Genomic DNA, 20,933 nt, shown 5'->3' with positions numbered 1-20,933 from the left:
GGCCCCCGCGGCGCGCGCCCGCCGGGCCGGGCCGGCGGCGACGTCCACGCGGCGGTACGCGACCGCGTGGACGGCGGCGCAGCTCAGCCCGGCGCCGTCGAGGATCACGGGACCACGCGCCATGAGGTCAGTCGCCGTCCGGGAGGATCAGCCCGAGGATCCAGCTCACGACGCTGATGATGATCGCGCCCCAGAACGCGGAGGGGTAGAAGTCGTCGACGTGGAAGGGGATGCTGAGCTCCCCGGCGATCCAGCTCGTCAGCAGCAGCATGGCCGCGTTGATGACGAGCAGGAACACGCCCAGCGTGAGGACGATGATCGCGCAACCGAGTGTCTTGACGATCGGCTTCACGATGGCGTTGATGAGACCGAAGATCAACGCCACGACGAGCAGCGTGCCCCAGTATTCGGGCGAGTACTTGGGGGTGGTGATCTGGATGCCGTCCAGGAACTGGATGGCGACCCAGAGGGCGACCGCGGCCGCCAGGGTCCTGATGATGAATTTCACGCTGGAAGATCCTCCCACTCCTGCGGGCGCCCCGGTAGGCCGGCGCGCTTCGACCCTACGCGCTCGGCGATCACGCCGCGGGGCCGGGCGGTGACCGGCGAAGCCGTTATCGGCTGCTCACGGAGGGAAGGAGGGCCCCAGGAGGAGATGAGATGAACACCGAGGGCCTGGAGTCGTTGCCCGCCAGCGAGCTGCACGATCGCGCCGTCCGCTACGCCGTGCGCCACGGGGACCTGGGGTTCCTGTGGAACCTGCTGAAGGTCATCCCGGCCGCGGAGGCGAGCACGGGCAACGAGAGGGAGACGGCCGCCGACCTGAGCCGCGTCTCGGCCCTGCTCAGTGACGCCCTGGCGGCGGGTGAGGGTGAGCTGGGCGACGCGCTGCGTCCCATCTACATCGAGTACCTGACCAAGCACCCGGACGCGTAGCCGCGCCGTCCGCTCACCGGAAGGGGCGCGGGCGGCCCGCCGGTCACCCCGCCAGGCGGGGCTGCGCGATGTGCGCGGCGAAGCCGGGCGTCGAGTACTCCCGCCCGTCCCCCTCGATGATCATGCTCTCGTACGGGCTGCGCACCGCGGTCTCGGCGGCGAAGCGCCGGGCGCGGACCGGGCCCATGGCGTACATGGCGGTGGCGTAGGCGTCGGCGACGCCCAGGTCGGGGCCGATCACGGTGACCGCGTCGACGCCCGTGCGCCGGCGTCCCGTACGGGGATCGACGACGGGCGAGGCGCCCGAGGTGGCGATGCCGAGGTCGTGCGCCGCCACCACCGCGCGCACCAGGCCGGTGCGCGGGTCGCGGACGCCGACCTCCCAGCGGCGGCCGGGGGCGGCCGAGCCGCGCAGCCTGATGTCGTCGCCCGCGTCGATGCGGTGGTCGCCCGCTCCGGTGCTGGCCAGGGCGCGCGACAGCCGCTCCAGCGCCCAGCCCTTGATGTAGCCCGACGGGTCGACGACGCCGCCACGGCGGGCCTCGAACCAGCCGCCGGTGGCCTCGCTCAGCTCGTCGCAGCGGTGCAGCACCTCGATCAGCTCGGGCACCTGCTCGATGGTCTGGCCGCGGTTCAGGCGTCCGATCTGGCTGTCCTCGCGAGAGGGGTGGAACGTGGCCTCCACCCAGCGCAGCCAGGCGAACGCGTTGTCGAGCAGGGGGGTGAGCTCCCGTACGGGCAGCGGGGTTCTGATGTCCACGCTGACGGGCATGCCGGCGATCATCTCGACACGGGTGCCACCGGGAAAAGTCGTCACCTTGCCTCCTTGCTCGCCTGTGGGCTGCAACCGTCCCATATCAGGCGTAATGTCGCCCTAAGTGATCCACTCGCCGGGGAGATCGGTTCGCCGTCAGGCGCTCTGGGTGTCCTCGACCCGGCCCGGGGCGAGGCGGAACAGGCCGGCTCCGGCGCCGGCCGTGCGGATGCGCGCCCCCGGAACGGCCAGGCGGGACAGGGCGCCGCGGACGTACCGCTGGAAGGGGCGCGGACCCGCCACGACCACCTTGCGCGCGGCGATGTCGGGCACCTGCCGCCGCAGCCCCGAGGCGCTGACCCGCTCCTTGACGCGCGGGTCGTGCTCGTCGCCGACGACCAGGGTCAGTCCGTGCTCGTCCTGGAGGGCGCGCAGCTCGGCGGTCATCCGCTCGGCGCGGTAGATGACCACGGTGTCGTCGGCGCGTTCGGCCAGCAGGGCCCGCAGGCGGGCGGCGCCGAGGCCGGACGCGACCACCAGCACGCCCTTGGCCGGGGGCGGCGTGGCGTGGTGCCAGACGGCCATCGCGGCGGCCATGCCGTACAGGATGAGGGAGCCGGTGCGGCTGAGCGGCGTCACGTACGCGGTGGAGCTGAGCTGGTGCACGGGCACCAGCACGCCGGCCAGGTACGTCGCGAGCCGGAGCCGCTGCCGGGCCGTCTCGGACCGGAGCAGGTCCGCGGCCTTGACCGCGAGCAACCCCAGGGCGACCAGTAAGCCCGCCATCGCGTAGGCCGTGGGACGCCAGGGGAACCCCAGACCCGGCTGGATCGCCCCGAACTCCGCCACGGCGACCCCGCACCAGAAGAGGATCGGCCACTGATCCGTTTTCGCCTTACCAACCATGACTTCAACGATGCGTGCCGAATATGAGAGGTGTCTGAGTAGGGTCTAAATCATGGCTAACGTGCGTGTTGAGCGGACAGATGACGGCGGATTCAGGGCGACGAACGCCCGCGGCGCCGAGGTCCGGATGGGCGGCGGCGACGAGGACGGGGTCTTCACGCCGGTCGAGCTGTTGCTGGCCGCCGTGGGCGGCTGCAACATCGTCACCGTGGAGCCGCTCACGGCCAAGCGGGGACACCAGCTGGTGCGGCTGGCGATGACGGTGGAGTCGGAGAAGGTCGAGCCGAACCTCCTCGGCCCGGTGACGATCACCTACGACGTCGAGCTGCCCTCGGAGGAGGCCGGCGAGGTTTACCGTGCCGTGGCGCAGCGGGTGCACGAGAAGTACTGCACGGTCAGCCGTTCCCTGCAGGAGGGGACGGAGGTCCGTTTGGAGCTTTCGTAGCCGGATTAGGCCGATATTCGACCCCGTTATGACGCGTCCGTTGCATTCCTCTCGGTAGTGTCGAGGCAGGTCAGAAGGTACGCCGACTGACCGCGAGAGCCTTTACCGAGGCGGACGCGGAGGGGGACCGTAGTCCGCAAGTGCGGGACCGCCGGCGTTTTGGGGGAAGCGTCGGCCTGGACCGCCTTCGATCGGGGCCGGGCAGGTTTGGGGGAACTGCCCGGCCCCGACTCATGCCCGGGGTCGTCCTGGAGTCCATGCCCGGGACGGGGGCTTCGACGCCCTGCCCCATAAGGTGCATCCGTGACAAAACTCCTCATCGACTGTGATCCCGGCATCGACGACGCCCTGGCCCTCGCCCTGGCCGCCGGCTCCCCGTCCCTGGAGATCATCGGCATCACCACGGTCGGCGGGAACGTGGACCTCTCCCTCACCACCGCCAACGCGCTGGCCCTGCGGGAGTTCCTCGACCTCGGGGAGGTGCCGGTCGTGCCGGGCAGCCGCGGGGCGCTGCTGCGGCACGAAGTCCGCGCCGCCACCGTCCACGGCAGCACCGGCCTCGGCGACGCCGTCCTGCCCCCCGCCACCCGCCCGGCCGGCGACGGTCACGCGGTGGACTTCATCATCGAGGCCCTGCGCGCCGCCCCCGGCGAGATCACGCTCGTGGCCATCGGCCCGCTGACCAACATCGCCCTCGCGGTGCGCAAGGAGCCGCGCGTCGTGGAGTGGGCCCGCGACTTCGTGATCATGGGCGGCTCGTACACCCGCGGCAACACCAACCCGGCGGCCGAGTTCAACATGCTCGCCGACCCCGAGGCCGCGGCGATCGTGTTCGACGCCGGCTGGACCGTGAAGATGCTCGGCCTGGACGTCACCCTCACCGCCCTGGTCACCACGGACGTCCTGGACCGCATGCGCCCCCTGGGCCGGCTCGCCGACCTCCTCGTGCCCGCCGCCACGTCCTACGGCGTGGTCACGGCCGAGGGCGGCCCCGCCATCCACGACGCCTGCGCGGTCGCCTACGTCCTGGACCCGTCGCTGTTCGCCTGCGTCCCGGCCGTGGTCAAGGTCGAGACCGCCGGCCGGTACACCTCCGGGATGACCGTGACGGACTTCAGGCCGGCGGATCGGCAGGCGAACGCCCTGGTCGCGACGGCCCTGGACGTGAAGAGGTTCTGGGACCTGGTGCTGGACGCGTACACCCGGCTGGCCTCCCGCCTCGGCTGAATGTGCGGGTGGTCCGCGGCGGCTGCTACAGTTACACCTGTTGCGGGCGCCGCTAGCTCAGTTGGTTAGAGCAGCTGACTCTTAATCAGCGGGTCCGGGGTTCGAGTCCCTGGCGGCGCACAGCGAGAAACCCCAGTTCGGCAGGTTCGGGCTGGGGTTTCTTTGTGCTTTCTCAGAGGGAGCGGCGCCGTTGACGACAGCTCGCTGCGTCATACCCCTCCTTTCGGGGCCAAGTCGGATACCCTCTGTCGCCTCATCCCGCTAGCGAAGAGGGACAGCGCGTGGCCGAGATCGGGGACAGGCGGCTCACCGTCAAGGACGTCAAGGCGCTGTGCGCGGACGCCGGCCTCCTCCTCGGCGACGCCCGGACCCTGATCGAGGAGCACGCGGAGGTCCTCCAGGCGGTCCATCGGGCGCTGGCGGACGTACGGGCCGAGCTGTCGCGGGCCGAGCTGGGGTCGATCCCGGTCAGCCGGATCAAGGACGTCACCGGTGGCCGGTTACGCATCGGAACGCTGGAGCGCTCCGGGTACACGACGGTGCTGCAGGTCCTGGACGCTTCGCCGTACCGGTTGCAGTTGGTGCCGGGGATCGGGGCGCAGACCGCGGGCCAGGTGCATGCGGCGGCCCGCCAGATCGCCACGGCCGTCGAGCAGGCGGTCGGCATCCGGCTGGACATCGAGCACCAGGACCGGCACAGCAGCGCGCTCGTGGTCGCCCTGCACCGGCTGGTGAACGTCGGTCCCGAGCTGGCTCGTGCCCTGGAGGCGGCGCGGACGCTGAGCACGCGCCTCGACCGGCTGCTGCGGGACGCCAAGCCCGCGCGCAGCCGGCTGCGGATGTTGTTCGCGGGGGGTGAGCGGCGCGGCCAGGCCCAGGCGGCGCTGGCGTCGATCGCGGCACTGCTCGAGGACGCGCGCGAGACCAGACTGCTGCTCGCCCAGACCACCGCGGACGTGCTGCGGCCCGCGGTGACGGAGTTCGAGGCGTGGACGGACTTCGAGTACCGATCGGCGGACTACTACGGCCTGCTCGCGGAGGTGGCGGGCGAACCGGTCGCGGCCGACCAGGGGATCCTGCCCGACGATCTGCTCGCGAAGGTCAACGCGCAGGAACTGGACGACACGCACCGGCGGGTGTCGTTGCGCGGCTACCAGTCGTTCGGCGCCCGTTTCGCCCTGGCGCAGCGCCGGGTGATCCTCGGGGACGAGATGGGCCTGGGGAAGTCCGTCGAGGCCATCGCCGCACTGGCCCATCTGAGGGCGCGCGGGGCCACGCACTTCCTCGTGGTGTGCCCGACCAGCGTGCTGATCAACTGGGTGCGGGAGATCGAGTCGCGCAGCACCCTGGCCGTCCACCCCGTCCACGGCGCCGGCCGCGAGGCGGCCCAGCGGGAATGGGTACGGCGGGGCGGGGTCGCCGTGGCCACCCTGGACAGCCTGCACCGCCTTCCGGTGACGGAGGTCGGCCTCCTGGTGGTGGACGAGGCGCACTACGTCAAGAACCCGCAGACCAAGCGGGCCAGGGCGGTGGCCGAGTGGTGCCGGCGCACCGAGCGGGTGCTGTTCCTGACCGGCACGCCGATGGAGAACCGGGTGGAGGAGTTCCGCACGCTGGTCTCCTACCTGCAGCCCGACCTGGCCGCCGAGCTTCGCGGCAGTGACGTGGTGGCCGGTGCGCAGGCCTTCCGCAAGGCGGTCGCCCCCGCCTACCTGCGTCGCAACCAGCAGGACGTGCTGAAGGAGCTGCCTGAGCGGGTCGAGGTGGAGGAGTGGGTGGAGTTCAGCGGAGCCGACTTCGCCGCCTACCGTCAGGCCGTCGCGGAGGGCAACTTCATGGCCATGCGGCGGGCCGCCTACGCCGCCCCCGACACCTCCGCCAAGCTGAAGCGGTTGCTGGAGCTGGTGGAGGATGCCCGGGCCAACGGGCTCAAGGTGATCGTCTTCTCCTACTTCCGCGATGTCCTCGGCGCCGTGCAGTCGGCGCTGAACGGCCGGGCCCATGGCCCGATCTCGGGCTCTTTGACGGCGGCGCGCCGCCAGCAGGAGGTGGACGCGTTCTCCCGGGCCAGAGGGCACGCGGTCCTGCTCAGCCAGATCCAGGCGGGCGGGGTGGGACTCAACCTGCAGGCCGCATCGGTGGTGATCATGTGTGAGCCGCAGGTGAAGCCGAGCATGGAGGCCCAGGCGGTGGCCCGCGCGCACCGGATGGGTCAGGTACGCACGGTCCAGGTGCATCGCCTGCTGTCGGTGGACGCGGTCGACCAGCGCATGCTCGACATTCTGGGCGCCAAGGCGGAGTTGTTCGACGCCTATGCCCGGCGGAGCGATCTGGCCGAGTCCACCGCCGACGCGGTCGACGTCTCCGAGCAGTCGCTGGCCCGGCAGATCGTGGAGGAAGAACAGCGCCGCCTCGCCCTCACCGGCGCTCCCGCGGCGGATGGAGCCGACGGGCCCGCGACGGATTGAGCCGGTGTGCCCGCGGCGGATCGCGCGGTTTTCTCCGCCGAAAAGCGTTATGCCGCTGGTCGTGGGCCGTCTCCTGCCCGAGAGCTCGTCTTGACGAAAGGACTGACATGGGTCTCCAGACCAGCCGGCGTGACCTGTTGAAGGCGGCGGCAGGGGTGGCCGTGCTGCCCGCGCTGGGCGGCCGGGCGTGGGCGGAGGAGCGGGCGGCGGCGCCGTTCAAGCATCCGGGGCTGCTGCACACCCAGGCCGACTTCGACCGGATCGCGGCGGCCGTGCGGGCCGGGGCGCAGCCGTACAAGGCCGGGTGGGACAAGCTGGTGGCCAACGGACGCTCGAGGAGCACCTGGAAGCCGCGGCCGCTGGCGACCGTGGTGCGCGGCGGCGACGGGCAGAACTACTCGCAGCTGTACAACGACATCCACGCGGCGTACCAGAACGCGCTGCGCTGGCGCATCAGCGGTGACAAGGCGCACGCCGAGACGGCGAGCGCCATCCTCAACGCCTGGTCGGCCACGCTCAAGACGGTCACCGGCAACGCCGACCGGTTCCTCGCCGCCGGCATCTACGGCTACCAGTTCGCCAACGCCGCCGAGCTGATGCGCGGCTATCCCGGGTTCGAGGTCGAGCGGTTCCGGACCATGCTCCGCACCGTCTTCCACCCGCTGAACGAGGCCTTCCTGACCAAGCACAACGGCGCCTGCATCACCAACTACTGGGCCAACTGGGACCTGTGCACCATCGCCTCGGTCATGGCGATCGGCGTCTTCTGCGACGACCGGGCGATGTTCGACCGGGCCGTGGACTACGTCAAGAACGGCAAGGGCAACGGGTCGATCATGAACGCGATCCCGTTCCTGCACCCCGGCGGGCTCGCCCAGTGGCAGGAGAGCGGACGCGACCAGGGGCACACCATGATGGGCGTCGGCCTGCTCGGCACCATCGCCGAGATGGCCTGGAACCAGGGCCTCGACCTGTACGGGTACGCCGACAACCGGATCATGAAGGCCGCCGAGTACGTCGCGCGGTACAACCTCGGCCAGAGCGTGCCGTTCACCACCTACACCTGGGGCACCGGCCAGAACTGCGGCCACCGCGAGCAGACCGTGATCTCCGCGGCCTCCCGGGGCCAGGACCGGCCGGTGTGGGAGCTGCTGTACAACCACTACGCCAACCGCCGGGGCCTGGCCGTGCCGAACACCAAGGCGTACGCCGAGCGGGTGCGCGCCGAGGGCGGCGGCGGCGACTACGGGCCCAACAGCGGCGGGTTCGACCAGCTCGGCTTCGGCACGCTCCTCTACACCCGCGCCGCCACCGCGACCACGCCCGCCGGCGGCGTTCTGCTCCAGGCCGGCACCACCCGGCGGCTGCTGTCGATCAACTTCCCGGAGGAGGGGATCGGCGCCTCCGGCGCTCTGGGCATCCTGGGCGAGGGGGCGGCGCTGCGGGTGGTGCCGGGCCTGGCCGACGCGAAGGGGTTCTCGTTCGTGGACGACGACGGGCGCTACCTGCGGCACAAGGACTTCCGGCTGCGCTTCGAGGGTGACGACGGGACGGCGCTGTTCGAGCGCGACGCGACCTTCCACCCCCGGGCGGCGGCGGGGACCGGGCGCCTGCGGCTGGAGTCGGCCAACTACCCCGGCCGTTTCGTCCGGCACCGCCACCACCAGCTGTGGCTCGACAAGGACCAGGCGACTTCGGCCTTCCGCGCCGACAGCACCTTCCGCCCCACCGCCTGACGATCCTCCCGCCCCGAGGCGCTCCTCGGTGACGGAGCGGTACGTCGTATGGCGATTCGGGTGATCATGGTAGCGGCGCACCGCGCCCTTCCCGTACCTTTGCCCCCAACGTAAACGATCTTCGATCGGGGGTTCGACCATGGTGAGAGCAGGATTCAAGGCGCTGGCCGCGGCCTCGGGTGTCGCCGTCGTGCTGGTCGCCGGCGCGGGCGTCGCGCAGGCGCAGACCACACGTGCCGCGGTGGACTGCGTCAAGAAGGTGGACGGGGGCCGGACGATCACGGGCAGGCCCTGGGTCAAGGTGAAGAACGAGTGCGCCTGGACGTACGACATCAAGATCGTGTGGAAGTACGGGCCCGACAGCCTCTGCAGGGAGCTCTCGCCGGGTGAGACGCTGCGGCACGAGTCCGCCCAGAGCGCCACGTACGACGGCACGAGGATCTGCTGAGCTCGCGGAGCAGGACGAGCCTCCTGGGCAACTTGCCCAGGAGGCTCGTCTGTTTTCGTCAGTCCCTTGACGGCGTGGAGCCGGGATCTGAACCACGAACCTGCCTCGGTCCGGTCTCCACACCACGCCTCGACGCGGGTCAGTCAGCCCAGCACCTGACCGCACACGCAGGGCTCAGGGGCCGTCCCCGCCGGGCAACGGCTCGCCCTTCGGCAGGTCGAGGGGCGCGGGTTTGGCCGCCCACGGCACGGCGACCCTCATGGTGACGTTGCCGGGGAAGCCTATGACGTACCCCTTCGCGAGCGGAGGAAGGCCGCTCCACCACCCGCGCCACGCCGCGGAGCCGAGCCTGTTCACGAGCTTGCTCTCCCCGATGCCGACATAGAGCACGTTCAGGCTCCCGGCGAGAGCGGTCGACACCGCGACGTCCTTCACGGTCTGCTCCCACGACTTGTTCTCGACCCGGTCGTTCCAGAGCGTCGAGCCGCCGCTGGCGAGTGCCCCCTGGATGAGGTTGCGCTTCCATGGCTTCATCGCGGCGAACATCGCCATGCCACCGATGCCGCCGACGGCGCCGCCGACGATGGCGGAGTTGCTGCCCTCGGCGAGCGAGAGCAGGGACCTGTCGAGCGGGTGCCGTCCGCGGAACGGGTTGGCCACGGCGTTGATGGCGACGTTGCCCCCGATCCCCCACCGGTACAGCTGCCAGTAGGAGCTCCATGACCCTCGCGCCATCTGCAGGAAGGTCAGCCGGCCCTCGCCGGCCGCCGTGCCCAGCCCCCGCACCACCCGCGACCGGCCGACGGCTATCGTGCTGCTCCTCAGGAGGCCACCGAGCAGGCGGAGGACGAGCTGGAGCCTGCCGAGGGCGCCGGTGGCGGCGAAGGCGACGTCGGCGGTCGTCTTCGCGGACCTCGCCCAGGCCGCCAAGGTGCCCAGTCCGGCGGTGACGCTCGCGATCGCCGCGGCCGCCACCACCGAGATGATCAGGCTTTTCAGCAGCTCCTCGAGGGCCTTCTGCGTGCTGACCGAGATCTCGGCGGCGGAGTCGAGCATGGTGGCGGCCTCACCGAGCTGGGCGATGGCCTGCAAGCGGAAGTCCCGGTCGAGAAAGCGTGCGTACTTCGCCTTGAACGTGGCCGCGTCCTCGCCCTCCCACACGTCGAGCAGCTCGTTGACCGGGGTGAGGTCGTCGTCCGCGGCCATCAGCGCCGTTCTCATCCGCCGGCAGCCCTCGGCCATGGTTCTCAGGCGGCGTACGTCCTCGTCGTTCCCGATCCGGAGGATCGCGTGGCAGAGCGTCTCGATGAGTTGCAGGGGCCGCTCATACCACTCCGCCACGCGTTCCCCCTTGTCCGGCCACTGTCACCAGGCGGACCCGTCGAGCCTGGCGGCTTCCGCCCACGTGTGGTCCTCGGTGCGTTCCTGGTTGCGGCTGATGCGCGTGAGCGCCTCGCCGGCCGCGGCCAGCTTCTTGTGCAGGTCGCCGACGTAGTCGTTCAGCTCTGTGTAGAAGTCCCCGTAGTGCTCGTCGAGCTGCCTGGAAGCGCCTTCCACGAGACCGAAGCAGCGCGCCGTGGGAGCCGCGTCGACGGCGAACGCCTCGGCGTGTCCCTTGAGCACTCGTCCGACCTCGCCGCAGACTCCTCCTGCGGACTTGATGCTGGTCGGGGGAATGACCCTTTTCTCAGTCATACGGCTCCATGCTTCAGGCTTGGCGTGAGCGTAGTGGACGGCTTCCCGTCAAGGTGACGCCGGCCTGGCGATCAGGCAGAGCATCAGGTCAGGTCGCGGACCGAGCCGCGTGCCTTGAGCGTCGGCCGCTGGACGACCCGGCGGCGGCGCGCGCCCCCGTCGGCGGCGGCCGACACCAGCCGGACGGCCGCCTTCACGATGCCGTCGATGTTCCAGTCGACGGTGGTCAGCCCCGGCGTGAGCAGGCCCGACATCGGGTGGTCGTCGTAGCCCATGACGGAGACGTCGCCGGGGATCGACAGGCCGAGCTCCTGGGCCGCCGCGTAGACGCCGTACGCGATGGAGTCGGCGAAGCAGAACACCGCCGTGGGGCCGCCCGGGCGCAGCGCGCGGTGCGCGGCCTCGGTGGCGGCGGCCAGGCCGTGGGAGGCGGTGAGCACCTCCATGTCCAGCCCGAGCCGCTCGGCCTCGGCCGTCACGTGGACGTCGGCGGGCCGGTCGGGCGTGCTGGCCCGGGTCGGGGTCAGCACCGCGATCCGGTGGTGGCCCAGGGCGCGCAGGTGCTCCAGGGCCAGCGTGACGCCGTCGCGGTTGTCGAAGACGACCTCGGCGGCCGTGCCGGCCAGCGAGTCGCCGATCGCCACGACGGGCACGGACTCGCACAGCTCCGGCCAGAACGGCGCCGCCGGGTCGACCGGCTGCACGATCATGCCGTCGACCCGCTGGTCGCGCAGTTGCTGGGCGAGCGCGCGCTCGCGGGCCGGGTCGCCGACGGCGTCGAGGATGAGGGCGTAGCGGTCCTTCTCGCGCAGACCCCGGCTGATGCCGACGGCGAGCGACTGCTGCCAGAGGTCTTCGAGGGAGCCGCACAGCAGCCCGATCATGCCGGTGCGCCCGCTGGCCAGGGCCCGGGCGATGGGGTCGGCCTCGTAGCCGAGCTCTGTCGCCGCCGCGCGCACCCGCTCCATGGTCTCCTCCGAGACCTGCAGGCCGCGCAGTGCGTAGGAAACGGCCGCCGGCGACAGACCGGTCGCCTTGGCCACTTCCCGGATCGTCGCTCTCTTCCGGGGCATTGGATCAGCCTATTGCGTGACGCGGACAGAAACCCGTACCGCTGCGGAACACCCGTTGACAGCGAAGAGGTGAAGCGGTTCACTGAACCGTATCACTGAAGCGGTTCACCCCCTTCGTCGTACAATGAGTGATCAGTAACCTATATTATCAGTAGGAAATGCAGGAAGGAGGCGGTCCGCCGTGGCCATCGACGTGCACCAGCACCTGTGGACGCGCGCGTTCATCGAGGCGCTGCGCGCCCGCACGACCCCTCCCCGCCTGGACGGCTGGACCCTGCACCTCGACGGCGAGCCCCCGTACGAGGTGAACCCGGCCGACCATGGCCCGCGCGACACCACGGGGCTGGACCTGGCCCTGGTGTCGCTGTCGAGCCCGCTCGGCGTCGAGTTCCTGCCGCCCGAGGAGTCCTGGCCGCTGATCGACGCCTACCACGAGGGGGTGCTCGGCCTCGGCGAGCCGTACGGCGCGTGGGCCGCCACCTGCCACAGCGACCCCGACCCCGAGCGGCTGGCGCGCGACCTCGACCGGGGGTTCGCCGGGCTGCAGATCCCCGCCACGGCGCTGCCCGACGACCGCCTGCTGAAGGTTCTCACCGACCGCGACATGCCCCTGTTCGTCCACCCTGGCCCCGCCGCGCCGCCCCGCGCCGGCGAGGCGCCGCAGCCGGCCGAGGCGCCGCCGTGGTGGCCGGCGGTCGTGCCGTACGTGCAGCAGATGCACGCGGCCTGGCACCACTTCCACGCGGTCGTCCGTCCGCGCCACCCCGGCCTGCGCGTGTGCTTCGCACTGCTGGCCGGCCTGGCGCCGCTCCACTCCGAGCGGCTGATCGCCAGAGGCGGCGGCGGGCGCGGCCGGGTCGATCCCGGCTTCTTCGTGGAGACCTCCTCGTACGGCCCGCGCGCGATCGACGCGATCGTCCGCGAGCTCGGCGTCGACGTCGTCGTCAACGGCTCCGACGCCCCCTACGCCACCGCGCCCGACCCGGGCCTCGGCGAGGCCGCCGCGCACGCCATCCGGGTCACCAACCCCCGTCGTCTGCTCGCCAGAAAGGAGACTCGTACGTGAACGAGGGCACCGAACCGACCACCGGCCCGGTCGTCGCCACGCCCGGCAACCCGGACATCGACCACGGCAACACGCGCCAGACCCAGGACGGGGGTGTCTGCGCCGACCTGCCCGAGCGCGCGCTCGACCGGCGTGAACTGCGCGAACTGGTCGACACGCTCGCCGCCAACCCCGAGCAGTGGGAGCACGAGGTGGACTTCCCCGAGGACGGCGGGCGGCACTACGCCTCGCTCTACCGGGACGCGTACGTGGACGTGTGGCTGCTGTGCTGGCGCCCGGAGGACGACACGGGCTGGCACGACCACGACGTGTCGTCCGGCGCGGTCCACGTGGTGCGGGGCGCGCTGCTGGAGTGCAACCCGCGCATCGGCGGCGAGCACCTGGAGACGGTGGTGCCGGAGGGGCGCTCGTTCTCGTTCGGCCCGGACCACATCCACCGGCTGACCGGGGCCACGCACGGCAGCGTCTCGATCCACGCCTACTCGCCGCCGCTGTGGCGGCTCGGGCAGTACTCGATCGACGGCACCGGCGTGATGCGCCGCGTCTCGGTCAGCTACGCCGACGAGCTGCGCCCTCTCGACGACATGGCGCCGGCGGACGAGGCGGTCGCATCGGGCCACCGGGTCGCCGCCGCCGCCGCCGCCGTCGCGGACGAGGCCGTCGCCTGAGGGCTAGGGACGCGGCCGCAGCACGCAGCAGCTTCCGCAGGGCTCCACGTCCGGCAGGGTCACCCACAGGCAGCAGGTCCTGCGGAAGTACGCGTCTCCGGCGGGCTCGACGAGCCCGTCGACCGGCCGCCCGATCGCGCGCAGCAGCGCCATGTAGTCGCCGGGCACCATGAGGGTCAGCGGGTGGGCGAACGCCTCGGCGGTCGAGCCCCACAGCGTGCGCTCGCCCACCTTGGCCATCCCGCTGAGGACCCGCACCAGCGGCGCCTGCGACTCCTCCAGCGCCTCGCGGATCGCCTCCGGCCCGGAGCCCCGGCGCACGCCGGAGGCGCCGATCGTCACCCCGGCCTCGGAGACCTTGAAGTACGTCTCGGCGAGCGGCATGACCGGGATCGGCCCGCCGAGCGCCCAGGCCAGCGCCATCGGCAGGGTGTGCCAGTAGCCGAAGGTCTTCCAGAACAGCGCCGCGCCGACGTGGCGGGGGGCGTTCCAGCGGGCCGCGGTCTGGCCGACGAGCTCGTCCAGCAGTGTGTACGGCGGGCGCAGCAGCTCCGTCACGGGCGTCCACGTCGCGTCGGGCGTGACGACGAGCCCCGGCGGGACCCCGATCACCCCGCCGCGCTCGGCCGCGACGCGTTCCAGCACCCCGGTAACGTCGCGCACGTCGGTCGCCACCACGCCGCACCCCCACATCGATAGGTAAGCCTTACCTAAGGTAGCAGGGGCCCGCTCGTCAAGGTCAATCGGACGTCCCGGGTGACAACGTTGTCCCCCTCACCGCCATGGGACATGATCCAGGCGTGAGACCGACGATGAAGGACGTGGCCTTGGCCGCCGGGGTGGCGCTCAAGACGGTGTCCCGGGTGGTGAACGGCGAGCCCGGCGTCCACCCGGCCACGGCCGAGCGGGTGCGCGAAGCCATCGACCGCCTCGGCTACAGCCGCAACGAGAGCGCCCGGGTGCTCCGCGCGGGCCGCACGTCCACCGTCGGCCTGGTCATCGAGGACCTCGCGGACCCCTTCTACTCGGCGCTCGGCAGGGCCGTCGAGGACGTCGTCATCGGCCAGGGCTGCCTGCTGCTGAGCGCCTCGTCGAGCGAGGATCCGGTGCGGGAGCGGGAGCTGGTGCGCACGTTCTGCGCGCGCCGGGTGGACGGGCTCATCATGGTCCCGGCCGGGCACGACCACTCCTACCTGTGTCAGGAGCTGGAGGCGGGCACGCCGGCGGTGTTCGCGGACCGGCCGCCCGGGCCGGGGCTCGACGTGGACACCGTCCTGTGCGACAACGCGGGCGGCGCCGCCCTGGCGACCCGGCACCTCCTCGCGCACGGGCACCGCAGGATCGCCTTCCTCGGCGACGACCCGTCGATCTTCACGGCCGCGCGGCGGCTGCACGGCTACCGCTCCGCGATGGGCCACCTGTACGACGAGCGGCTGGTCGCGATGCGGACGCCCGCGCCCGGCTCGGTACGGGCCGACCTGGAGCGCATGCTGGCCCTGGACCGGCCGCCGACGGCGCTGTTCACGGGCAACGGCCGGCTCACGGTGACGGCGCTGCGGGCGCTGGCGGGGCGGCCGATGGCGCTGGCCGGGTTCGACGACTTCGAGCTGGCCGACCTGCTCACCCCGGGGGTGACGGTGGTGGCGCAGGACCCGGCGGGGATGGGCCGGATCGCGGCGGAGCTGCTGTTCCGCCGCCTGTCGGGCGAGAACGACCCGCCGCGCCACGTCACGCTCCCGGTACGGCTCATCCCCCGTGGCTCGGGCGAACTGCCCCCGTGACATCCGCGACGGGGTCCTCGGCGGGCTCGTGCCTGGTCCGGAAGACGGGGATGAGCGCCAGCGCGGTCACGACGCCGGCCGCGCCCGCCGCGGCAATCGCCACCTGGGGCCCGGCCGCCTCGCCGAGCGCCCCCACCAGGGCCGCGCCCACCGCCTGGCCGGTCATCAGCCCCGCCGACAGCAGCCCGTACGCCTGCCCGCGCACCTCCTCCGGCACGGCCTCCAGGAACCTGCGCTGCAACCCGAGCTGGTAGGCCAGCCCGGCGGTGGCGACCGCGGCGAGCGCCGCCGCCCAGCCCATGCCGGGCCCGGCGAGGAAGCCCAGCCAGGGCAGCCCGAGCAGCACGGCCAGCGGCAGCGACAGCCGCTCCCTCAGCCCGGGCGCCGCGAACCGGCCGACCGCGAACTCCCCCGCGGCCATGCCCAGGGCCGCCGCCGCCAGCACCGCCCCGGCCCGCCCCTGCCCGCCGAGGTAGGGCACGACCATCGCCTCGGCCCCGGCCAGGCACGCGGGCGGCAGCCAGCTCGCCAGCAGCAGCCCGCGCACGCGCCGGTCCCGCACGAGCAGCCCGTTCACGCGCACGGTCGCCCGTACCGTCCCGCCCCGCGCCCGGCCGCCCGCCCCGGCGTCGCCGGTCCCGCGCTTCCCCAGGCCGGCGACCGTCGCGCTCCTGGGTGGCCGCTGGGGCAGGCCCGCCCACAGCACCACCGCGGCCACCGCCGCCAAGGCCGCCGTGACCCCGAGCGCCCCCTCCGGGCCCGTGGTGGCGAGGAACGCGCCCCCGAGCGCGAGCCCCGCGATCTGCGCCCCCGCCGAGGTCACCCCCATGAGCGAGCGGGCCAGCACGAACCCGTCCCCGGGCAGCACCTCGGGCAGCATCGCGTTGCGGGCCGCGCCGAACACCGGCGAGAACAGCCCCGTCACCAGCACCAGGGCGAGCATCGCCCACACCGGCAGCCCCCCGTACGCCAGCGCCAGGCAGACCACCACCCGGACCAGCTCGCCGGTCACCATGAGCCCCCGGGCGGGCAGCCGGTCGGCCAGCGACAGCAGGAACATCCCGCCGAGGATGTAGGGCAGCCACCCCGCCATGTACGCGGCGGCCGACAGCCCCGGCGACCCGGTCCGCGCGTACACCAGCACCGACAGCGCCAGCATCTTGACCGAGTCGCCCGCGATCATCAGCGCGAAGCTCCCGAACAGGACCCGGAACTCCCGGACCGCGAACACCTGTCCGAACGTCGCTCCACGTTCGCTCACCAACGCCCCCTTCACCGAGAACTCGTACAGAGCCCGATGGTGACGACGGCGGGCGCCCCGCGGCGAAGCTTTCGGATATAACCGAAAGGTGTTCACGATCGAGGTCACGCCCCAGGACGTGGCCGCCAGCCGGTTCGCCGTCTCGCCGCTGATCGAGACCATGCATGCCCAGTGGGTCCTGGCCGGCCGGGTGGAGGCGGGGCCGCACCGGCGCTGGGCGGAACGGTGGCGCGGGCCGTACCTGGAGCTGGAACGCGCCTGGCCCGCGCTGCGCGCCACGGCCGCGATAACCGGCAACCGGGGCGACAACGTGGACTTCGTCGCCCCGCCGCCGGCCGGGATGAGCGTGCCGTTCGAGACGGAGCTCGCCGCGATGCGCACCACGCCGGTCGCGCAGGCGCACGCGGAGATCACCGCGGTGCTGGCGAGCCGCCCGCCGGCGCCCGCATGGGTGCGGGAGCTGCTGCTCGGGCCGGACGTGGTGCGGGTGCTGGCGGACGCGTTCGAGGCGCTGTGGCGGGAGATCGTCTCCCACTCCTGGCCGCGCTTCCACGCGGCGCTGGAGCGGGACGTGATCCAGCGGGCCGGGCGGCTGGCCACGTACGGCTGGGCCGCGGCGCTCGGCGACCTCAGCTCGCAGGTGCGCTGGCGTGACGGCCGCATCGAGATCGAGATGAGGAGCGGCCGCGACGAGCGCCACCGGCTGGGCGGGCGGGGGCTGCTGTTCCTGCCGTCGGTGTTCACGGGCAACGTGGGCGCGTACCTGGAGGAGGCGTGGCCGTACGCGCTGATCTATCCGGCGAGGGGCGTGGCGGTGGAGCCGCCGCTGCCCGACGCCGGGCTCGCGGCGCTGGTCGGGCGGACCCGCGCGCGCATCCTGGCCGAGCTGGCCGTGCCCGCGACGACCACGCACCTCGCGGCCCTGCTCGGGCAGAGCGTCGGGACCACGGGCGGGCACCTCGCGGCCCTGCGCGGCACGGGTCTCGTGACCGGCACCCGCTCCGGCCGCTCCGTCCTCTACGTGCGTACGCCGCTCGGGGACGCGCTGGTCGCGGGCTCTCTTCCCTGAGCCTCGCCTGGGGGTTCGCCGGGGCCGGTCACGCCTGAGCCCGGGGCTCGCTAGCCTTTGCTCGGAGTGCGCGGAGGTATAGTCGGTGCGCATCCGTTCTGCACACGTGTTCACGCACCTGATCTCGCAGTTGATCTCGCACCCAGGGAGACCGCGCGCATGAATGCCGCCGACGTCGCACCGGAGGCCCAGACCCGGTTCCCTCAGGAGCTGATGTACGCGGCCGCCTCCCAGTACTACCTGGAGGACGCGACCCAGGCCGACATCGCCAAGCGGCTGGGCGTCAGCAGGGCGACCGTGAGCCGCCTGCTGACCGAGGCGCGCCGCCACGGCATCGTCGAGATCCGTGTCCACCGCCCGGCGACCCTGGAGGAGGGCCCGCTCGCGGCGGAGGTGGCCGAGGCCCTGCGGCTCCAGCGCGTCTACCTGGTGCCCAAGGTCAGCGGCCCGGCGCTGGGCCCATGGCTGGCCCCCGGGCTGGCCAGGGCGCTGACGGGCGTCGGGCTGACGTCCGGCGACATCGTGCTCGTCTCCTCCGGCAGCACGGTGTACGAGTGCGCGCGCGAGAGCCTGGGCCACTTCCCCGGCGTGACGATCGCGCCGGCCGTGGGCGGGCAAGAGGACCCGCAGCCCTGGTTCCAGACCAACGAGACCACCCGGCTGCTCGCCGAGCGGGTCGGCGGCGTACCCAGCTACCTCTACGCGCCCGCGCTGCCGGGCCCCGAACTCTTTGCCTCGCTGCAGCACGAGCCGTCCGTCCGGCGGGTCATGGACCTGTGGGCGCACGCCAAGTGCGCGATCGTCGGCGTGGGCTCGCCGCCGCTGATGCGGCAGGTCACGCCCGCCTTCGTGCCCCGCTACGCCGACAGCCTGCGCCAGGCCGTGGGCGACGTCTGCTCCCGGTTCTACGACCGCGACGGCGAGACGGTGGGCTACCCCGGCAGCGAGCGGCTGGTCGCCACCGGCCTGGACGAGCTGCGCCGCATCCCGTTCTCGATCGCGGTGGCCGCCGGCCCGGAGAAGGTCGTCTCGATCGTCGCCGGCGCCAAGGGCGGCTACTTCAACCAGCTCGTCACCGACGCCCTCACGGCCGAGAGCCTGCTCGCCGCCACCCGCTGAGCCGCGCACCCCGCCGGCCCTCACCCGCCGAGCCGCGGGTCCCGCCCGCCCTCATCCCGGGTCCACACCAACCTTCGGCGCGCCCGCGGAGGCATCCCTCCGCGCCTTGCCATGCGCAGTCCTCGCCATGCCCTCAGCCGGCCGTCCTAGGTGAACCGCAGGTCAAACGCATGGAAATACCGTGAACACTTTTGCTGGACAAATATTCCGAGGTCGCGCTAGCGTGAAACGCACCACAGCACGGCGCCGACCGTGAGCGATCCGTGCGTGCCCGGGATCCCGACCCGACCGGCTCCGCGAGGACCTAGCAAGTGAGGAAGCGACCCGTGAACAGAGCCAAGATCCGGACCTCCGCGCTCGCCGCGGCGGCAATCGCCGCGAGCGTCTCCCTGACCGCCTGCGGTTCGGGCTCCACCAACGGCGGCACCGGCTCAGGTGGCGGCGGCGTGGAGAACGCCAAGGTGGCCTTCCTCATGCCGGACCTGGCCTCCACCCGATACGAACTGGCCGACAAGCCGCTGTTCGAGGCCAAGATGAAGCAGCTCTGCCCGAGCTGCACGGTCATCTACCAGAACGCCGACTCCGACGCCGCCAAGCAACAGCAGCAGGCCAACTCCGCCCTCGCCCAGGGCGTCAAGGCCCTCGTGCTCGACCCCGTCGACTCCGCCGCCGCGGCCACGATCGTCAAGACGGCGCAGTCCCAGAAGGTGCCGGTCATCGCCTACGACCGGCCCATCCCGGCCACGCCCGCCGACTACTACGTCTCCTTCGACAACGAGAAGATCGGCGCGATGATCGCCCAGTCGCTGGTCGACCACCTCAAGGAGCAGAAGGCCACGGGCGGCCTCCTGGAGGTCAACGGCTCCCCCACGGACGCCGCGGCCGGCCTGATCAAGAAGGGCATCCACAGCGCCATCGACCCGAGCGGCTTCAAGCTGCTCGCCGAGTACGACACCCCCGACTGGCAGCCCGAGAAGGCGCAGACCTGGGTCAGCGGCCAGATCACCCGCTTCGGCGACCAGATCGCGGGCGTGGTGGCCGCCAACGACGGCACCGGCGGCGGCGCGATCGCCGCGTTCAAGGCCGCGGGCGTGAAGGTGCCGCCGGTCACGGGCAACGACGCCGAGGTGGCCGCCGCCCAGCGGATCATCTCCGGCGACCAGTACAACACCATCTCCAAGCCCATCAAGATCGTGGCCGAGGCGTCGGCGAACGTCGCCTTCCAGTTCATGAAGGGCGAGAAGCCGGCCGGCAAGACCACCCTCTACAACACCCCCTCCGAGCTGTTCGTGCCCACGGTCGTCACCCGGCAGAACATCAACGAGGTGCTGTTCCAGAGCGGGATCATGAAGGCGTCGGAAGCGTGCACGGGCGCCTACGCCAAGGGCTGCGCCGAGCTGGGCATCAAGTAGGCCCGCGTCAGACGGCCCGGCATCGAGTAGACCGACAGGAGACCCCTTGTCCTCCATCCGGCAAGCAGACAGCCAGCAGGCGGACGCCCCACGCGCCGAGAACGTCCTGTCGCTGCGCGGGATCAGCAAGACCTTCGGCGCGGTCGCCGCGCTGACGGACGTCGAGCTCGACGTGGCCGCGGGCCAGGTCGTGGCCGTCGTCGGCGACAACGGCGCCGGCAAGTCCACCCTGGTCAAGATCCTGTCGGGGGTCCACCCGCCGGACTCGGGCACGATCACGTTCGAGTCGCGCGAGGTGCACATCCCGACGCCGGCGGCGGCGCACAAGCTGGGCATCGCCACCGTCTTCCAGGACCTCGCCCTGTGCGAGAACCTCAACGTGATCCAGAACCTGTTCCTGGGCCAGGAGGTGCGTCCGCTCCGGCTCAACGACGTGGCGATGGAGACCCGCTCGTGGGAGCTGCTGCGGCAGCTCTCCGCGAAGATCCCCAGCGTCCGCGTGCCGGTGGCGTCGCTGTCCGGCGGCCAGCGGCAGACGGTCGCGATCGCGCGGTCGCTGCTCGGCGACCCGAAGGTCATCATCCTCGACGAGCCCACGGCCGCCCTGGGCGTCGCCCAGACGGCCGAGGTGCTCAACCTCGTCGAGCGGCTCCGTGAGAACGGCCTCGGCGTCATCATGATCAGCCACAACATGGCCGACGTGAAGGCCGTGGCCGACACCGTGGCCGTGCTCCGGCTCGGCCGCAACAACGGTGTCTTCGACGTCGCGGACGTCTCCACCGAGGACATCATCGCCGCCATCACCGGCGCCACCGACAACGTGGTGACGCAGAGGCAGGCGCGCAGCAAGGAAGGGCTCTCGTCGTGAA

At 72.1% G+C, this 20,933-nt stretch carries 21 protein-coding genes and 1 tRNA gene; 14 read left to right on the top strand and 8 right to left on the bottom strand.

Translation table 11 applies throughout. The annotated features are described in order from the left end of the window. Positions 1-127: 127 nt before the first annotated feature. Complete coding sequence (locus tag AB0H81_RS15440) at positions 128-508, bottom strand: phage holin family protein (RefSeq protein ID WP_358374492.1); 381 nt, start codon at positions 506-508, stop codon at positions 128-130. 152 nt (positions 509-660) lie between these two features. On the opposite strand from AB0H81_RS15440, the gene AB0H81_RS15435 reads away from it, so the two are divergent. Continuing rightward, positions 661-936, top strand: a complete 276-nt coding sequence (locus tag AB0H81_RS15435; protein WP_358374489.1) for a hypothetical protein — start codon at positions 661-663, stop codon at positions 934-936. A gap of 43 nt (positions 937-979) precedes the next feature. Here AB0H81_RS15435 and AB0H81_RS15430 read toward each other — a convergent pair whose 3' ends face one another. Continuing rightward, complete coding sequence (locus tag AB0H81_RS15430) at positions 980-1,753, bottom strand: FAD:protein FMN transferase (protein WP_358374486.1); 774 nt, start codon at positions 1,751-1,753, stop codon at positions 980-982. A gap of 93 nt (positions 1,754-1,846) precedes the next feature. Then, the gene (locus AB0H81_RS15425; RefSeq protein ID WP_358374483.1) at positions 1,847-2,596 is read right to left on the bottom strand and encodes a hypothetical protein; all 750 of its coding nucleotides are present in this window, start codon (positions 2,594-2,596) and stop codon (positions 1,847-1,849) included. Between the two features lie 52 nt (positions 2,597-2,648). On the opposite strand from AB0H81_RS15425, the gene AB0H81_RS15420 reads away from it, so the two are divergent. From AB0H81_RS15420 to AB0H81_RS15395, 6 genes are all read left to right on the top strand, one after another. After that, entirely contained in the window at positions 2,649-3,041 is a 393-nt protein-coding gene (locus AB0H81_RS15420; RefSeq protein WP_358374482.1) for an OsmC family protein, read from the top strand. A 303-nt stretch (positions 3,042-3,344) separates the two neighbouring features. Continuing rightward, positions 3,345-4,268 carry a nucleoside hydrolase gene (locus AB0H81_RS15415; RefSeq protein WP_358374479.1) on the top strand — a complete coding sequence of 308 codons (924 nt, stop codon included), beginning with the start codon at positions 3,345-3,347 and terminating at the stop codon, positions 4,266-4,268. A 46-nt stretch (positions 4,269-4,314) separates the two neighbouring features. Further along, positions 4,315-4,388 (top strand) — tRNA-Lys (locus tag AB0H81_RS15410). Between the two features lie 161 nt (positions 4,389-4,549). Continuing rightward, positions 4,550-6,736 (top strand): DEAD/DEAH box helicase, encoded by a 2,187-nt coding sequence (locus AB0H81_RS15405; protein WP_358374476.1) that lies wholly within the window; start codon positions 4,550-4,552, stop codon positions 6,734-6,736. 107 nt (positions 6,737-6,843) lie between these two features. Next, a complete protein-coding gene (locus AB0H81_RS15400) occupies positions 6,844-8,472 on the top strand; it encodes an AbfB domain-containing protein (protein WP_358374473.1) in 1,629 nt (542 codons plus the stop codon). Between the two features lie 139 nt (positions 8,473-8,611). Continuing rightward, positions 8,612-8,920 (top strand): hypothetical protein, encoded by a 309-nt coding sequence (locus AB0H81_RS15395; RefSeq protein ID WP_358374471.1) that lies wholly within the window; start codon positions 8,612-8,614, stop codon positions 8,918-8,920. Positions 8,921-9,094: 174 nt separating this feature from the next. Here AB0H81_RS15395 and AB0H81_RS15390 read toward each other — a convergent pair whose 3' ends face one another. The 3 genes from AB0H81_RS15390 to AB0H81_RS15380 all read right to left on the bottom strand — a co-directional run bounded on the left by AB0H81_RS15390 (position 9,095) and on the right by AB0H81_RS15380 (position 11,688). Then, positions 9,095-10,261: a hypothetical protein gene (locus AB0H81_RS15390; protein WP_358374468.1), complete on the bottom strand. Its 1,167-nt coding sequence runs from the start codon at positions 10,259-10,261 to the stop codon at positions 9,095-9,097. 24 nt (positions 10,262-10,285) lie between these two features. Beyond that, on the bottom strand, positions 10,286-10,615 hold the full coding sequence (locus AB0H81_RS15385; protein WP_358374466.1) for a hypothetical protein: 330 nt from the start codon (positions 10,613-10,615) through the stop codon (positions 10,286-10,288). A gap of 83 nt (positions 10,616-10,698) precedes the next feature. After that, the gene (locus tag AB0H81_RS15380; RefSeq protein WP_358374464.1) at positions 10,699-11,688 is read right to left on the bottom strand and encodes a LacI family DNA-binding transcriptional regulator; all 990 of its coding nucleotides are present in this window, start codon (positions 11,686-11,688) and stop codon (positions 10,699-10,701) included. A gap of 181 nt (positions 11,689-11,869) precedes the next feature. On the opposite strand from AB0H81_RS15380, the gene AB0H81_RS15375 reads away from it, so the two are divergent. Both AB0H81_RS15375 and AB0H81_RS15370 read left to right on the top strand, forming a co-directional pair. After that, complete coding sequence (locus AB0H81_RS15375) at positions 11,870-12,754, top strand: amidohydrolase (RefSeq protein WP_358374461.1); 885 nt, start codon at positions 11,870-11,872, stop codon at positions 12,752-12,754. After that, positions 12,751-13,422, top strand: a complete 672-nt coding sequence (locus tag AB0H81_RS15370) for a cysteine dioxygenase family protein (RefSeq protein ID WP_358374458.1) — start codon at positions 12,751-12,753, stop codon at positions 13,420-13,422. Before AB0H81_RS15375 ends, AB0H81_RS15370 begins: the two co-directional genes overlap by 4 nt. 3 nt (positions 13,423-13,425) lie before the next feature. Here the strand turns inward: AB0H81_RS15370 and AB0H81_RS15365 are convergent, their stop codons facing one another. Continuing rightward, positions 13,426-14,097: a (2Fe-2S)-binding protein gene (locus AB0H81_RS15365; RefSeq protein ID WP_358374455.1), complete on the bottom strand. Its 672-nt coding sequence runs from the start codon at positions 14,095-14,097 to the stop codon at positions 13,426-13,428. 125 nt (positions 14,098-14,222) lie between these two features. On the opposite strand from AB0H81_RS15365, the gene AB0H81_RS15360 reads away from it, so the two are divergent. Beyond that, complete coding sequence (locus tag AB0H81_RS15360) at positions 14,223-15,203, top strand: LacI family DNA-binding transcriptional regulator (RefSeq protein WP_358374453.1); 981 nt, start codon at positions 14,223-14,225, stop codon at positions 15,201-15,203. On the opposite strand, the gene AB0H81_RS15355 is transcribed toward AB0H81_RS15360, so the two are convergent. Then, the gene (locus AB0H81_RS15355; protein ID WP_358374450.1) at positions 15,169-16,464 is read right to left on the bottom strand and encodes an MFS transporter; all 1,296 of its coding nucleotides are present in this window, start codon (positions 16,462-16,464) and stop codon (positions 15,169-15,171) included. The genes AB0H81_RS15360 and AB0H81_RS15355 overlap by 35 nt on opposite strands. Before the next feature lie 88 nt (positions 16,465-16,552). On the opposite strand from AB0H81_RS15355, the gene AB0H81_RS15350 reads away from it, so the two are divergent. The 4 genes from AB0H81_RS15350 (at position 16,553) to AB0H81_RS15335 (ending at position 20,932) form a co-directional block, all read left to right on the top strand. Further along, positions 16,553-17,533 (top strand): DUF5937 family protein, encoded by a 981-nt coding sequence (locus AB0H81_RS15350; RefSeq protein ID WP_358374448.1) that lies wholly within the window; start codon positions 16,553-16,555, stop codon positions 17,531-17,533. A 159-nt stretch (positions 17,534-17,692) separates the two neighbouring features. Continuing rightward, positions 17,693-18,652 (top strand): sugar-binding domain-containing protein, encoded by a 960-nt coding sequence (locus AB0H81_RS15345; RefSeq protein ID WP_358374445.1) that lies wholly within the window; start codon positions 17,693-17,695, stop codon positions 18,650-18,652. 326 nt (positions 18,653-18,978) lie between these two features. Continuing rightward, the gene (locus AB0H81_RS15340; RefSeq protein WP_358374443.1) at positions 18,979-20,064 is read left to right on the top strand and encodes a sugar ABC transporter substrate-binding protein; all 1,086 of its coding nucleotides are present in this window, start codon (positions 18,979-18,981) and stop codon (positions 20,062-20,064) included. Between the two features lie 46 nt (positions 20,065-20,110). After that, the gene (locus tag AB0H81_RS15335) at positions 20,111-20,932 is read left to right on the top strand and encodes an ATP-binding cassette domain-containing protein (protein ID WP_358374440.1); all 822 of its coding nucleotides are present in this window, start codon (positions 20,111-20,113) and stop codon (positions 20,930-20,932) included. Position 20,933: the final 1 nt, after the last annotated feature.

Source organism: Nonomuraea sp. NPDC050691 (assembly GCF_040654455.1).
Taxonomy (GTDB): Bacteria; Actinomycetota; Actinomycetes; order Streptosporangiales; family Streptosporangiaceae; genus Nonomuraea.
The sequence above is the reverse complement of the archived record's forward strand: the minus strand, read 5'-3'. Positions and strand labels throughout refer to the sequence as shown.

What these genes read in the sequence shown, in the direction of transcription:
- AB0H81_RS15385 (WP_358374466.1), bottom strand. Translation starts at nt 10,615, where the DNA reads ATGACTGAGAAAAGGGTCATTCCCCCGACCAGCATCAAGTCCGCAGGA.
- AB0H81_RS15380 (WP_358374464.1), bottom strand. Translation starts at nt 11,688, where the DNA reads ATGCCCCGGAAGAGAGCGACGATCCGGGAAGTGGCCAAGGCGACCGGT.
- AB0H81_RS15420 (WP_358374482.1), top strand. Translation starts at nt 2,649, where the DNA reads ATGGCTAACGTGCGTGTTGAGCGGACAGATGACGGCGGATTCAGGGCG.
- AB0H81_RS15345 (WP_358374445.1), top strand. Translation starts at nt 17,693, where the DNA reads ATGAATGCCGCCGACGTCGCACCGGAGGCCCAGACCCGGTTCCCTCAG.
- AB0H81_RS15425 (WP_358374483.1), bottom strand. Translation starts at nt 2,596, where the DNA reads ATGGTTGGTAAGGCGAAAACGGATCAGTGGCCGATCCTCTTCTGGTGC.
- AB0H81_RS15395 (WP_358374471.1), top strand. Translation starts at nt 8,612, where the DNA reads ATGGTGAGAGCAGGATTCAAGGCGCTGGCCGCGGCCTCGGGTGTCGCC.
- AB0H81_RS15400 (WP_358374473.1), top strand. Translation starts at nt 6,844, where the DNA reads ATGGGTCTCCAGACCAGCCGGCGTGACCTGTTGAAGGCGGCGGCAGGG.
- AB0H81_RS15435 (WP_358374489.1), top strand. Translation starts at nt 661, where the DNA reads ATGAACACCGAGGGCCTGGAGTCGTTGCCCGCCAGCGAGCTGCACGAT.